Origin of the sequence: Mariniphaga anaerophila, assembly GCF_900129025.1 — a bacterium.
Taxonomy (GTDB): domain Bacteria; phylum Bacteroidota; class Bacteroidia; order Bacteroidales; family Prolixibacteraceae; genus Mariniphaga; species Mariniphaga anaerophila.
Genome location: NZ_FQUM01000012.1, coordinates 21522 through 36920, shown reverse-complemented (window position 1 = coordinate 36920; position 15399 = coordinate 21522). Strand labels below are relative to the sequence as shown.

General features: G+C 41.9%; 11 protein-coding genes. 3 read left to right on the top strand and 8 right to left on the bottom strand.

Going from position 1 to position 15399, the window contains the following annotated elements; genetic code table 11:
- Nucleotides 1-13 precede the first annotated feature (13 nt).
- From BUB08_RS17890 to BUB08_RS17855, 8 genes are all read right to left on the bottom strand, one after another.
- On the bottom strand, nucleotides 14-1477 hold the full coding sequence (locus tag BUB08_RS17890; protein ID WP_073003290.1) for an alkaline phosphatase D family protein: 1464 nt from the start codon (nucleotides 1475-1477) through the stop codon (nucleotides 14-16).
- A gap of 8 nt (nucleotides 1478-1485) precedes the next feature.
- On the bottom strand, nucleotides 1486-3051 hold the full coding sequence (locus BUB08_RS17885; protein ID WP_073003289.1) for an arylsulfatase: 1566 nt from the start codon (nucleotides 3049-3051) through the stop codon (nucleotides 1486-1488).
- Between the two features lie 166 nt (nucleotides 3052-3217).
- Entirely contained in the window at nucleotides 3218-3940 is a 723-nt protein-coding gene (locus tag BUB08_RS17880; protein ID WP_073003323.1) for a 3-keto-disaccharide hydrolase, read from the bottom strand.
- Between the two features lie 4 nt (nucleotides 3941-3944).
- A complete protein-coding gene (locus BUB08_RS17875; protein WP_073003288.1) occupies nucleotides 3945-5375 on the bottom strand; it encodes a Gfo/Idh/MocA family protein in 1431 nt (476 codons plus the stop codon).
- A gap of 55 nt (nucleotides 5376-5430) precedes the next feature.
- Entirely contained in the window at nucleotides 5431-5706 is a 276-nt protein-coding gene (locus tag BUB08_RS17870) for a uroporphyrinogen decarboxylase family protein (protein ID WP_073003287.1), read from the bottom strand.
- Nucleotides 5707-5733: 27 nt separating this feature from the next.
- Nucleotides 5734-6477 (bottom strand): FISUMP domain-containing protein, encoded by a 744-nt coding sequence (locus BUB08_RS17865; RefSeq protein WP_175550040.1) that lies wholly within the window; start codon nucleotides 6475-6477, stop codon nucleotides 5734-5736.
- A 169-nt stretch (nucleotides 6478-6646) separates the two neighbouring features.
- Complete coding sequence (locus tag BUB08_RS17860; RefSeq protein WP_073003285.1) at nucleotides 6647-8635, bottom strand: RagB/SusD family nutrient uptake outer membrane protein; 1989 nt, start codon at nucleotides 8633-8635, stop codon at nucleotides 6647-6649.
- Between the two features lie 25 nt (nucleotides 8636-8660).
- Complete coding sequence (locus tag BUB08_RS17855; RefSeq protein ID WP_073003322.1) at nucleotides 8661-11606, bottom strand: SusC/RagA family TonB-linked outer membrane protein; 2946 nt, start codon at nucleotides 11604-11606, stop codon at nucleotides 8661-8663.
- A gap of 545 nt (nucleotides 11607-12151) precedes the next feature.
- On the opposite strand from BUB08_RS17855, the gene BUB08_RS17850 reads away from it, so the two are divergent.
- From BUB08_RS17850 to BUB08_RS17840, 3 genes are read left to right on the top strand one after another with little or no spacing between them, the layout of a single operon-like run.
- Nucleotides 12152-12559, top strand: coding sequence for a Fur family transcriptional regulator (locus tag BUB08_RS17850; protein ID WP_073003284.1), 408 nt, complete (start codon nucleotides 12152-12154; stop codon nucleotides 12557-12559).
- A 4-nt stretch (nucleotides 12560-12563) separates the two neighbouring features.
- The gene (locus tag BUB08_RS17845) at nucleotides 12564-12914 is read left to right on the top strand and encodes a hypothetical protein (protein ID WP_073003283.1); all 351 of its coding nucleotides are present in this window, start codon (nucleotides 12564-12566) and stop codon (nucleotides 12912-12914) included.
- 52 nt (nucleotides 12915-12966) lie between these two features.
- Nucleotides 12967-15384, top strand: a complete 2418-nt coding sequence (locus BUB08_RS17840) for a TonB-dependent receptor (protein WP_073003282.1) — start codon at nucleotides 12967-12969, stop codon at nucleotides 15382-15384.
- The last annotated feature ends 15 nt before the right edge of the window (nucleotides 15385-15399 follow it).

Sequence of the window (15399 nt, the reverse complement as noted above, 5' to 3'; positions counted from 1 at the left end):
AAAACTGAAAAAATTACCGGGTAAAAACTTCTTCGTGCACCACATTCCCGTTAACATCCCGATGCTGAAAAACAAGTGTTGTTTTTCCATTTTCGCGGGCTACTTTCCCATAAAGAAAACCTCCTTTTACGCGCAAAAAGCGATGTTCGGGCCTCACATCTTCCTGCCTCCAGCCACCGGCATGCATGTCGGCACCGGCGCCGCAACTGAACTCCCATAGATTGGTTCCCTCAAAATGAGTTACATATTGCCAATGCCGATCGCCATTGCACAAAAACACGTTATCGAAACTGTTCAGAAACTCTCGTATTTCATCGCCTTCGTATTTAAAATTGGAGTTGGAATAATTATCACTTTTGCTGTCGCGATCGGGACCAAGGACAGGATTTGCATTGATTATCACTTTAAAAGTAGCATCAGATTCTTCCAGCGTTCTGAAAAGCCACTCTTTTTGTTCCTTACCAAAAATAGTTTTTTCAGGCCCGTCGGGATCGGTATTTTCACTTCGAAAAACACGACCTTCGGTTAACCAGATTTGCAAATCCCTGCCCCAGCGAACCGTTTGATAGGGTTTGCCGCAAACCGGATTCTGTTCATCAAAAATCTCAAGGCCACGTTCCCAACTAACCGTTCCGTACGTCATTCCCGGAAAAGCGTCGTCTGTAAGCACATCGTGATCGTCTTTCATGAAATAGCTGGTAACCTGCCCCCAGAATTCACGTTGCAACGGCAAAGCAAACACACGGTCCCATTTAAAGCGCATTAACTCCTCTGTTAACGCGTACGGTTCCGGCTTGTCGTAGTATTCAATGTCGCCGGTGTGCACATAAAAATCAGGAAAAAGCTTTAGCATTGCATCATAAATCTTGTGCCCGCCAGTAGTGTCGCGCCTCCAGTAATCGTGGCAGGTGACCACACAAAAACCAACGTCTTCTTCGGTTTCTGCTGCCGGAGGGGTACGAAATGCTCCCTGAATACGATCAGACACAGTTGAATTTTTATGTGCACGGGCTTCAATTTCCACCACATATTTAGTTCCCGGCGATAAATCTTCCAGTTTCCATTGCAGGGTAAAATTTTTTAAAGGATCGACAGGAGTCCAGTCTTTTACCAACTTCTTCTCCGAATTGGTTAACGGATAACAAGTCAGCCGCACTTCTCCCTGAGCCCCCGGACAAGCGCCATCCATTTCGTCTAAATTAAAACCTTCGGGAATCTGAGCCTTCCATATTTTTGCGGAATCGGCTTCGCGATTTAGTTCCCGGTGTTCGTCGGGGTCTGGAACTAAAAACTTTTGACCGGCGACATTTCCTTCGGGATTTTGGGTCAGGCGTGTCCAGATAACCACGGAATGATGATCGGCGCACCCATTGTGAAAACCATTACCGAAATAGGGGCCGCCTCTTTCTTTCTTATTCTGACAGGAATAAAGCAGGGCGATTGAAAAAAAGCAAACGAACAACACAGAGGTCTTCATTTTTCAGACTATTGGGTTTCAAAATCGGGAAGAGAAGCTTTCCAGCTATTGAACAACGATATTAACTCATTTACTTTGTCGGGATGCTGCTCAGCAAGATTTTCCGTTTCAACCGGATCCGCCTCCAAATTGTACAAATCCCATGGTTTATCCAAGCCGTGCCGAACCATTTTCCACGAATCCCGGCAAACTGCCTGGCCATTCCGCCACTCCCAAAACAAAGGGTTTTTCCGCGCCGGGTTCTCCCCCCTAAAAACAGGCAAAAGACTTTGTCCCTGCATGGGAGTTATTTTCTGCCCATTTAACTCCTCCGGATATTTGGCGCCAGTAAGATCAACCAACGTGGACATCACATCAATAAAATGCCCGGGGAAATGAGAAAAAGTACCGGCCTCAATTTTTCCGGGCCACCAGGCAATCAACGGCGTGTTAATGCCACCTTCGTAACTGTAATTTTTATAATACCGAAACGGCGTATTTCCTACGTTCGCCCAGTTTCCGGCAAGCGACTCCCAACGTGTCAGCGTACCAATTTCGCCGTAGTCATCTTCAATTCGAACCACTTCCGCAGACGCGCCATTGTCCGACACAAAAAGGATAAGCGTATTATCAAGTTTCCCGGTTTTTTTCAGTGTATTAAGCACCCGCCCAATATTTTGGTCCAGACGATCAATCATTGCCGCATAAACTTCCATACGTTTTATTTCATCTGACTTTTCTTTTTCGGGCATCTCGTTCCACGACGTGTAAATCGGCTCAGACAATTTATAACGCTCATCAATTAAGCCCATTTCAAGCTGCTTTTTATATCGGGCTTCCCTGATTTTCTGATAGCCGGCATCGTACTTCCCTTTGTAACGGGCAATATCTTCGGGCCACGCCATTAGCGGGTCGTGCGGAGCAGTGTATGCCAGGTAAAGAAAGAATGGTTTTTCTTCGTTTTGATACTCTTCCAACCACTGAACCGCGTAATTGGTGAAATAATCGGTAGTGTAAAAATCTTTCTCTTCCGGGGTGTAAGGAGTGTACATCAAACTGTCGATGCACCACGCGCGAACCGTTTTGTTTCCGGGTACTCCTTTACGCGCAGGAGCACCCTCCCCGGGCCTCTGGTCTCCCGGATTGAAATAGTTGCAGGCCCCGTCTTTTAGACCATAATAACGGTCGAACCCTCTGTAAATGGGGTTTTCGAGTCCGTGATGTTTACCCGACCAAAGCGTGCGATAACCCGCAGTGCGCAGCACCTCGCCCAAAGTTACGGCGTTGGTTATCGGGTTTCGGTGCGTTTTATGGTAATTGCTTTGCTGAGCGTAAACACCGGTTATTAAACATGCCCGCGAAGGAAAACATTTTGACGTGTTGTGAAACTGTGTAAAGCGCATCCCTCCCTCGCCCAGCTTATCGAGGTTTGGCGTTTGTACTTCGCTGCCGTAGCAGCCAATGTCAGACCAGCCTAAATCGTCGGCACTGATTAAAATAATGTTGGGAAGTTCCGGGTTGCTGTCGTCCGGTTTTTGCGAACAGGAAAAAAGAGAAGTTACCAGTAACAGCAGAAAGACTTTCTGTAGCTTCATTTCTAAGGTTATTTGATCGTTCCTATCAATTTGATAAATGTAACTAAAATGAAGAAAAAGGAAGCATATTTTTACAAGAAATGTAAAACAAATTCACTTCAACCTCAATCCCGGGGAAAAACGAACAAAAAGCAAAGCAACAACTAATTAATTAGAAACTTACCCCTTACAGTTTCCGTATTTTTATATTCTTAAAAAATACTTTATCGCCATGGTCGGTCAGTAGAATGTGTCCGCATTTCTGCTCTCCGTATTTTTCAACGTTTTTGAATTTGGTATCTGCTTTTCGTTCCAGAAAATCTTTGCTGCCGCGTTTGTATTTTACAACTCTTACCCCGTTAAGCCAGTGCTCTACAGTTTCGTTTTTCGCCACAATTCGTCCGGTGTTCCATTGTCCGTAATGATTCAGCTTTTTATTTTCCGGTGCATACAAGAGATAAGCCGATGCCGTTGAGCTTAATCCGTTTGGATCATCTTTTACGTGAATATTATGTTCATCGTCGATTATCTGGTATTCGGGTCCGTTTATCGAGACACTTCCTGTTTCTGAATTCACCAGGGAATCAACAAAATATTTTATACCACTGTTTGCTCCTTCGGTAAGATTGAAGCTGAATACCAGTTCAAAGTCGCAATACTTCTCTTTTGTGATAATATCGCCGCCGCCGCTTTCAGCAAGAAACAAAAGGCCGTTTTCAATTTTCCATCCTTTTTGGGGAAATACGTGACTTTCTTTTCCCCTCCACTTTTCCACGCTGTTTCCGTCAAACAATATTTCCCAGCCGCATTTAGCATTTACGGCACACGCTTGTGTACACTGGGCTAAAAGCGAAGCAGAAACAAATAACGAAATAAACAATACAGAAAGTAAGCCGACTAACTTTTTCATGGTTCTATACATTTTCAGGTAAAACAAAAGGTTTCCGATATTCTTTAGTGAGCATCTGATTTGCTTCCGCATCATTCAACACCGTTAAAGTCTGCGGATCGATATCCAACGTTCGTCCGAGACGATAAGAAATATTGGCCAGATGGATGAGTGCGCAGGAGTAAAATCCCTCTTCAATGGGGGCAGTCAACCGTCTGGAATCGTTTACCCGAATGGCATCCACAAAATTCTGGTAGTGGTTTCCCAATCCTTTTCCCGATTCGCCGGAAGCCCGCTCCTTTCCCATAAAAGTCTGCCACCCGTCCACGTCTTTCAGCATGTAACCATTCGACCCATAAAAAATATTTCCTACTACGTTAGTAGAGCTGGTCATGTACGTATTGGTTAGCGGAGCACCCGAACCCAAATGGTTTCCTTCGGGGTTGGTCATCCAATGCCTGACCTCAAATTGAAGGATTTTCTTTTTTTCTCCGCCACCTTCCTGAGCGGGAAATTCAAACAGCGCCATCAGCACATTGGGCGTTTCCTGGGCGTCGTCAAACATCATGTGGCCGCCAATTGCACTAACTTTTGTGGGCAGTTTCACACCAAGCCCCCACCTGGCGACATCCATTTCGTGAACGCCCTGATTTCCCATGTCTCCATTTCCGTAATCCCAGTGCCAATGCCAGTTGTAGTGAAACCTGTTACGGTTAAACGGCCGCTCGGGAGCAGGCCCCAGCCACATGTTATAATCCACTTTATCCATATAGCTTTTTGTAAACGGGCCAATCCACGATTTACTGCCCACTGTGCTGGCGTATTTCTCTCCCTCCTGCATGTACCCGTCGGGATATTTTCCAATGGAATCGCGCCATTTATAGCACACACCTTTGGCTAAATACACTTCACCCAGCTTACCGTCGCGCATAAACTGAACTGCCGATTGCGCTCCCGGATTGCTGCGCTGCTCAGCTCCGTCCTGCACCACCACATTATACTTTTTGGCAGCCTCAACCAGCTTCTGCCCTTCTTTGATGGTATGACACGACGGTTTTTCAATGCTGGCATGTTTTCCGGCCTGAATAGCCCAAATACCGGCCAGCGCGTGCCAGTGATTGGGTGTTACAACAGACACGGCATCAACCGATTTATCCTCAAAAAGCTTGCGCATGTCCTGATAAAGTTTGGGTTCACGCAGGCCTTTATCGGTGAAATGCTTTTTCACCCGTTCGGCAAATAGATTTTCATCTACGTCGCACAACGCCGAAACTTCAACATTTTTCAGTTTTTGATATTCCTGAATGTGCGACTGCCCCATTCCCCGAATCCCGATTACTGCAACATTTACGCGGTCGTTGGCACCTTTCCAGTTTGAATTGGTAAGAATAAAAGGCGCAGTGCCCAGTGCTATTGTGCTTTTGGCTGATTTCTGAATAAATTCTCTTCGTTCCATAGTTGATTCGATATTTAGTTTTCTTGAAATTCAAAATTAGACAACAGAGCCGACTTTAGTACTTGCCAAATTCCCGAAAGGCTTCCCACATGGCAACAATATTTTCAGGCGGCACCTCGGCCTGGATGTTGTGCACCGTGTTAAACACAAAACCGCCACCGGGAGCCAAAGCATCAATGTTTCGACGAACACTGCTTCGCACATCATGCACTGTTCCCGAAGGTAACACTTTTTGAGTATCAATGCCTCCACCCAAAAAAACAATCTGATCGCCGAAGTCTTTTTTGAGTTGAACTGGCCTTTTCCGAAAAAAAAGGATCGAGCATGGCATTCTCCTTGCTGCGCAGCAACCTATTTTTTAATCTTTCACACACCTCAGCGAGAAACCGTCCATTTTGTCACGCTCAACTCGAACAATTCCAAATTCGCAACAATATACACTTCTGGTCCATACGGTTGTACCAAACAGACCGGGAGTGGCGGTCCAAAAAGTTGATCGTTCTCCTTCGTGCAAAAACCCAACCCCGCCAAACACTTCTCCGGCCGGAAGGGCTTTAAAACTAACCGAATCAATTCCATTCCCGTTGTTATCCCAACCGTAGTTCGCTTTTAACTGATACCCAAGAAAACCGCTGTTCCGCTGGCCAATCACCTCAACTTCGGCGGGATTCATTCCCAATGCTATTTCCAATGCCATCCATTCCTCATCTGTAGGAACATGCCATCCGCATGGACAAACTCCCCGGAGAGAGCCGCCGTCGGCAGTATCATCGTCGACCAACGCTGCCCAGTTATACATTACTCCGTATTTTTCGTAAGGCACAACCAGGCTGTCGTTCCACAAATATGTCTGAAATGTTTTTGCACTATCTGCTGAATCTCCTGCATAACCAAACACATAGTACTTTTTTTGCTCTAACGATGCTTCTCTTGCAGAATCAACTGACGGAAGGAATGCCAGATTTTCGGCCATCCAGATGTCGTCGCCTATTTTAATCCATTGATATTCTTTGCCATCTCTTTTGTCAACAAATGTTCCGTTGGTTTTAGCACACGCAACCACAAAGAGAAAAATAATTGAGAAGGGAACAACAAATTTCATAACACAGTCAGGTTTATTTAAGTTATTGATGCAAATTCCGGAATGCGGACGGTCAAATTTATATAAATACATTTTTCAGACAAAATAAACATCACCTTAAAAACAAGAAAAGAAGGATTGCATATACAATCCTTCTTTTCTTGTTTTTAAACTTCTATCAACTAGACTATTAATGTGATTGATAACCTGGATTCTGCACAAGATTAACGTTCGTATTCAATGCACGCAAAGGAATCGGACACAGCTCATATTTCGAGTCTGAATCCACACTTTTGTTCCACCATCTGCCTTTTGTATATTTATCAAAACGGCGCAATTGCATCCTGCGGAATCCTTCGCCAATATACTCCCGTCCCCACTCGGCAAGCAACTCATCCATATCCAGCAACTCCGGATTTTGAACATAACTGGCGTTCATCCAAAATTCATCTATATTGCCTGTTTCAGTTGTAGCTTCATACCAACTGTGCGGGGGCTCTCTGAGATCTTCAATCTCGCCTGCCTCGAACTTTGCCTTTCGAGTAGCGGCTTCATTTGCGCCAATTTGAGTAAAATATTTCACCCTCACTTCATCCAACAATTGAGCAGCTCGCTCCTTATTCCCCGCTCTTAATTCACATTCCGCAAGGGCATAATATACATCCGTAATTCTCATCGCCACAAAATCGCTATTGTAGTTCCAACCGCCTGCTTCAAACACATCCGGATAAATAGGATACTTATTTAATCTAAACCCGGTATTTTCTTCACCTTTTGTGATTCCGAGCCCTGGAGTTGCAACATCTGATGATATCGACTTTAATTCGCTGCTGGTTGCATTTTTAAGAACGTATTTAAAGTTATGCGAGTCAACAAATCCGGCATACCTTGAATCTCCTGCCTGCTGCCATGCCGAAACAATTTCAGAGAATCGTCCAATGCGATCGGGGAAATACAGTGTATCCTGATTACCAGAAAACTTCCACTCTTCCGAAGCAAAAGAAAAAGCCGGCTCTCCTGCCCATGTTGCTCCAGGTACACTCTGAGTTCCGATTAAGAAAATCCCCTGGCGCGTTCCATCATCTTCTATATGCATTGGCACTCTTCTTTCATCTCCATCGAAATATCTTTGATAGGGAGAACCCTGAGCATATTTGTCTTCAAAAAAGCTGCCATCAGTATCTTGAGAAGGCTGCAAATGAGGACCATTGCAAGAGCCGCCTTGTTCTGAGCGGAAAAAATACTTAGTTTGATAATGATTATTACACGGCATTGTTGTCCTCCTTAACCAGTTTTTCTCACCCGGAAAACACCAAATTATTGCTTTAGATAAATCATTGTTGTAATTCCATTGCAGTTGCCATGAATTATCCAACTCATAATTTCCATAATCGCCATCCAGAATTTTTTCACATTCGACTTTGCATTCAGCAAATTTTTCCTGCCCAATGGTCACATTGGCATTCAGGTATAAACGCACTAAAGCTGTTGCCGCTGTTGCCTGATCAACCCGTCCGTAGTAGTCATCTTTTGTTCCAGACACATGATTACCAAGCTTTCCTATGTTCTCTACAATCGTTTTTTCAATAAAATCGAATAAAGCAGTCCCTGTTTCTGATTCAGGGCGTTCATCGCCACCCATATCAGGAGTAAAAATCACACCTCCAGGACCAAATACTTCAAGTATATGCATGTGAAAGATTGCAGACAAAACCATCATTTCCGCTTGTAGTGTTTCCACATCTTCTGTCGTAATATTAAATTTTTCAACGTTTGGTTTAATCACATTTTCCAAGTCATTATAGAAGTTATTTGCATACCCTACCCCTTGGTACATTCCTCTCCAGATTGTATAAAAATCGCCAAAAATATAGTTCCAACTGTGGCCATGCAGTTTCACATAATTTCCTTCGTCGTACCAATGACGCCCTTTTTGTGTTATCGACATATTATCTGTTGTCAACTCTCCAACTTTCCATAACGAACCATCGTTACACAACGCCCAGGAAGTATGTTCATAAACCCGAGCAATGCCTGCGGCAATATCCTGATAGGATTGATAAAAGCTATCAGCATTAATTTGCTTGTACAATTCTTCATCCAAGTTAGTACACCCGATACTAAATAAAACCAGAATGAATGACAAAAGAATTGATTTATATTTTATACTTTTTTTCATAATCGTTAGTTTTAATTATTTCGAATTAGAATGAGGCCTGAACACCTAGGGTTAAAGTTCTGGACACCGGATAATAAGCCTGCGTTTCCCTTCCTGGTTCCAACCCGGTAATAGGAGCTAATTCAGGATCAATGCCATCATATTTCGTAAATAGGAACATATTTTTTCCTGAAAAATAAAACCGCAAATTACTGATATTCTTAACATTTTTAAAGGTATATCCCAGGGAGACAACATCGAGTTTCACATAATCTCCTTTTTGCAAAAAAAAGTCTGAGATTTTTTTTGCATCATTCACTTCGTATAGTTGAATTCCCTTGTCAGCCGGAAAATAAGCTTTTCTCAATAAATTTGCCCCCTCAAATGCTTTCAATCCAAAATACATGTTCTTTTCATTCAATATTTTGTGTCCAAAAGCACCACGAAAATACAGATTCAAATCAAAATTTTTGTATCTAAAACTGTTGTTCAAGCTTGCTGTTACTTTAGGTACAGCAGTACCTGCATGGTATTTCTGATCATGTTCCAGCCCCTGAATCAGTTGTTTTTCATCTGTAAACTCTCCATCGACCTTTTTATATGCCAGCAACATTCCGTTCTCATCAATCCCTGCATGTTTAAACATATACCAAGAGCCTATCTCTGAACCTTCTTCCAAAAGCATAGTAGGGCCAGGACTTCCGGGAGCAGGAAGCGTATTCAAATACACCTGACCTGCCTCGTAAATATCATTTGAAAAGGATACAAGCCAGTTTTTATTATAAGCTGCAACTGCATTTACATTATAACCAAAGTCTCTCTTATTTATTAGTATTGCATTTAAAGAAAGTTCTGCTCCTTCATTCTTAATTTTACCTACATTAACCCATGTCTGCGTGTGAATATTCGGAGGTACTGCCACATCATATTCGCCCAACAAACCATCAGATGTTCTGTTGTAGTACTCTAAACTCCCACTCAAATGATTATTCAACATCGAAAAGTCCACACCTACATTGAAATTTATTGAACGCTCCCACTGAAGGTCAGGGTTATAATTATTTCCCGGGCCAAATCCTTGAATCCACTGCCCCATAGTAAAATAATTACCAGCACCAGAATACAATTTTTGAGCCCGATAAGAAGGGAATCCTTGATTTCCTGTCACCCCATAATCCGCGCGTAGTTTTAATTCGTCAAATAATCTTTGAGTTTGCATAAACTCCTCTCCGGTCAATCTCCATCCCACAGATACACCGGGAAACCAACCCCATTTATTATTTGCTCCAAACTTACTTGACCCCTCTCTGCGCATACTACCAGATAGAAAATATTTATCCTGATACGACAAGTTTGCCCTTCCAAAAAACGCAATTATAGTTGATGAGTTTCTGTCTGATCCTATTTCAGCCCTTCCTTCTTTCAAATATAGCCCGGATCCTAAGTCATTATATGTAAGTGCATCCGACGGGAAATCATAATTTTTTGCCGAAAATGTTGAATAATGGAAATACTGATAGGAATAGCCGCCCAGTATTCTTGCTACAAAATCATCTGATTCATAGATATAATTTCCTAACCAGTCTAATATTTTGTTATCCCAATTTTCGAGTTCCCGAGATGCTTCTCCCCTCCGTGAATTATTTTTTGACTCAGTAGAATTACTGGGGCTAAAAAAATTATACTGCCTGTCATTTGATTCCACTGCGTACATTAAAGAAGTGTTCAAATTAGGCAAAAGATTAAGCTGAACCTTACCACTTCCGGTAAAATATTTGCGAGAAGCTTCCCTCTTTTCAAGCTTCAACTGCTCAACCGGATTCCATGTGTCATGCGCTACAATAAAATTGTATTCATTCGGATTATCAGGATCCATTACAGGAAGTGTTGGATTTAAATGTATTGCCTGATAAAAAGCACCGTATTCTGTAAGTTTTTCCTTAACAAACCTCGGAGCAATATTTAAATCAAATTCCAACAAATTTTCAAAGGCTGTATGATGAATATTCACACGTGCGCCATACTCCTCCCTCGCAGTTGCAATATCAATTCCATCGTAATCCCGGTACAACACAGAAGCCCTGTATTGAGTACGTGAATTTCCACTACTTAAGGCTAATGAATGGCTATGTGACATGGGAAAATTAGTAGTCAGTTCATCAAACCAATTTGTTCTGGCTCCTTCATCTTTACTTATACCCAGCTCAAGAAATTCATCCGCGCTCAACAGCTCCAGCTCATTTTTGATCATTTCGGTAGTGATGTAGCCACTGTAATCCACCTGAATTCTATCGGAAACTTTTCCGCCTTTAGTAGTAACAATAATTACCCCATTAGCTGCTCGTGTCCCATAAATTGCAGCTGCAGCACCACCTTTCAAAATATCGATTGACTCAATATCATTATTATCGACGTTTTTTAAGTCTCCTCCTGGAATCCCATCAATCACAACCAAAGGTCCAGTGCCGGCAGTTCTTGAACCTGCCCCCCTAATCTGGATACTTTCGCCTGCATTCGGATCCGAAGCACCGGTTCGTTCAATTTGTACACCTGCAACTTTTCCTTGTATCTGCATAATCGGATTAGTCGAAGGGATATTAAGGAAATCTGCCTCACTGATATGAGTAACAGAGGTTGTAAGTTCCTTTTTATCAACTGTCCCATAACCAATTGCGATTACTTCATCTAATCCAAAAGCATCCACTTCAAGAGTAACGTTTATATTACCTTGCCCTGAGTAGGTTACTTCCTGCGTTTTCATCCCTAAAAATGAAAACACTAATACATCTTGTTCATTCAGACCACCAATGGAATAATTGCCGTCAATGTCAGTAATTGCACCATTTGTAGTCCCTTTGACCAGAATAGTAACTCCCGGTAATGGAATATCTTTATCATCCGTTACAGTACCGGTTACAGATTTTTGCTGTGCAAGAACATTTGCAGAAAAAACAAAAATTGTAATTAATAAAAAATAGAAGTTTTTGATCATAAGTTTTAATTTAAAATTTGCAATTAAATTCAATCAAATATCCGCTCTACACTCACAAATTTGTGATTATAAAAGCATTAAGATAAAAATACTATACATTTAACATATCACAGAAATAGGGAGACATGCCTATTTCAACTGAGGTAAATATTCTAAGACAAAAGATAAATGGATTGTACGTTTTTTTCATAGGTGATTGTAGTTTTACATGAATTAACAGCGCATCATTTTTTGAGCTTTGGTAAATTTATTAAAAAAAAGTTAACAAAACATAAAAAGATGCCTCACAACACAATTATTTCACAAATTAAACTATGAAAAAAAATGAATCCATTCTTATTACAAATTTTTAGATCATTTTATTAAATACCCCGTTAAAAATAACTCAACCGCACCGCTACTCCATCCATAAACGCGTTCGATCCCATAGAGCTACTTTTCCTACTATTTCTTTTAAGTTTTCTCAACTTTTCAAAACAAAAACGGCCTCATTTCGAATTTCTTCTTACATTTGCATCAATGTTGCATTTAAAACAATATTGCACATGAAAGCAGTTGACATTTTAAATATTCATAATCTAAAACGAACGAGTTGTCGGGAAGGAATTATTGACGTGGTAAAGGATGCCAATCAGGCACTTTCTGAAAACGAAATAAAAAACAAGCTCTCAGGGAACTATGATCGAACCACCTTTTACCGCTCTTTTAAAACACTGGAAGAGAGCAAAATAATTCACAAAATTGTAGTAGACAGCCAATTGGTAAAATACGCACTCGATAATTCAATTACTCATAAAAAAGAACACGCACACTTTTACTGCAACCAATGTCATTCGGTAAAGTGTCTGGAACCTGTTTTACTGGAAGAAATCAAAATACCAGAGGGCTACCAAAAAGAAGAAACGGAGATTGTAATTAAGGGAACATGTGCCATTTGCAAAAACAAGACATAAAAAAGTGCCAAGAATAAAAAAACATATTGCACGGTTTTTATTCGGAATTTTCATTTTTCCGCTCACGTTTCAGTCCGTACATATTGTTTGGCACCATTCCTCGTGCCACCACGGGGCTTGCCATGCCCAAGTTGCAGATGACCATTTCACCGACGATATTGTAAAAATCGTACAGGACGAAGAGCACTGTCCCATCTGCGAATATCAGTTTGCGGTAAACAGCATACCTTCTGCCCCCGCTTTTCAATCGAACAAACCAACAACGACCGATAAATATTTCGCCCCCTATGCAAAGCAACCACACAAAAAAATACCCACGACAAAATCGCCACGGGCGCCGCCGCATCTGATTTAACATAGTGTTTTAGATTCAAAAATTCAGATAATTTAAACTCAGCTAATTTGTTATGAGCAAATTTATCATGCTCTTGTTATGCATGAATGCTATTTATGGTTTGTCTTTCGCTCAAAAGAAATACGAACTAAAAGGCAAAGTTATTGACGAAAACAATCAGGCTTTAGCGGGAACGTACGTGATGTTGTATCCCATAGAAAAAGGTTCAGTTGTTGACAAAACAGGTTCTTTCCTTATAAAAGATGTGGAAGAAGGGACATACAAAATCGAGATATCATTTATTGGTTATCAAACGGTTACCGACTCCATTTCAATACCGGAAGACCAACCATACAATGCCGCACTCAAAAAATCATTTCTCAATTTGCAGGAGATAGTTGTTACCGACAACTACGCCGAGAGACGCAAAAGAGAGGAGTCTTTAAATACTGAAATTGTGAATGAACGCTATCTCAGACAAAATCTTGGAGGAAGTCTGATGAAATCGCTGGAAAGGCTGCCCGGCGTAACCACTATCGACATCGGATCAGGGCAGTCGAAACCTGTTATACGCGGCTTAGCGTTCAACCGTGTTGTTGTTGCAGAAAACGGCATCAAACACGAAGCTCAGCAGTGGGGAGCAGATCACGGACTTGAGATGGATCAGTTTGCCATAAGCGATGTGGAAATTATTAAAGGGCCGGCCTCCATTTTATATGGTTCCGATGCCATTGGCGGTGTCATCAATATAAAACACAGAAAACTGCCGGCTGACAATTCCATTGCAGGCACTGTTAACCTGTCGGGAAAAACAAATAACGACTACCTAGGCACGTCAGTTTCATTGTTCGGAAGAAGGAAATGGTTCTTTGCAGATTTTCGTGTAACCTTGCTGGATTACGGTGATTACAAAGTACCTGCCGATAGTGTGGATATTTATTCTTACCGGGCAGCAATACACAAAAACCATTTGCGCAATACGGCAGGCGGAGAGAAAAATCTGCACTTCTCATTTGGGATTGTCAAAACGGCTTTTCAAAGCAGATTTTATCTCAGTAACGTAAGCAGCAAAAGTGGATTCTTTGCCAATGCACACGGCCTGGAGCCGCGGAATGTTGATACTAACCTGCACGACAAATCGGCACGGGATATTAATTACCCTTACCAGCAGGTCAACCATTTCAAACTGATAAACAGAAGCCGGTACCAGTGGGACAAAGTCAGCCTTGAAACTGATTTGGGATTTCAACGGAACTTCAGGCAGGAATGGAGCAAATACGTGAGTCACGGGTATATGCCGGCAATTTTTCCGGGTACGCTGAACTTCGACCCCGACCTTGAACGCCAGTTCGAAAAATTTGTCTATTCAGGAAACGTGCGATTGAGTTACCACGCCAACGAAAAAACACATTTTATTATTGGCGCCAGCGGCGATTTACAGGACAATAAAATTGGCGGGAGAGGTTTTATTATTCCTGCTTACAAACAGTGGAGTTTTGGTAGTTATGCTTTTTCAAAACATACATTTTCAGAAAAAAGCATCATCCAGATGGGCATCAGGTACGACCACGGCACTATTCACACTAATGAATACTCCGACTGGTTTACTTCGCCTGTTATTATCAACACCGACACAACATTCCACTACCTGAAAAGAGCCGGAAACATCAGCCGCAGTTTTTCCAATTTTTCGTGGTCGGTTGGCTACAATTACAACCAGGAAAGGTGGTCGTTTAAAACCAACGTTGGCAAAAGTTTCCGCATTCCCATTGCAAAAGAGCTGGCAGCAAACGGAGTAAACTATCACAATTTCAGCTACGAAGTCGGCAACCCGGATTTATCTCCGGAAACATCGTGGCAATTTGATGCCGGGGTGGAATTTAATGCGCCAAAATTTGCAGTGGAAACCACTCCGTTTCTGAACTACTTTCCCAATTACATTTTTCTCAATCCGAGTTCAGAACACGACAGGCTTTATGGCAACGGCAACCAGGTTTTCTATTACACCCAAAGCAAAGTATTACGTTTGGGGGCAGAAATTCATGCCCATTACGAAATACTGAACGCGCTGCAGCTGGGGGTTATCGGAGAATTCGTTTATTCAGAACAACTCTCCGGCGAGAAAAAAGGATTCACACTCCCCTTTTCGCCACCTGCATCTGCAATTTTCAACATAAAATACAAAAAGCCAAAAATGTATTTTCTTGAAAATCCTTATTTGACTGTTGATTTCAGAATTACAGCCGCTCAAAAAAACATTGTGCCGCCGGAAAAAACAACAAATGGGTACCATGTTATAAACATCGGATTGGGCGGCGATGTAAAGCTGCAAAATCAGAAAGTTAACATTTCGCTACAGGTTCAAAACCTGACAAATAACAAATACTTCAATCACACAAGTTACTACAGGCTTATTAATGTACCCGAGCCGGGACGAAATATTATAGCAAACATCTCGATTCCCTTCTCCGGTAAAATGAACAAAAAATAATGATGTCTAAAAAAA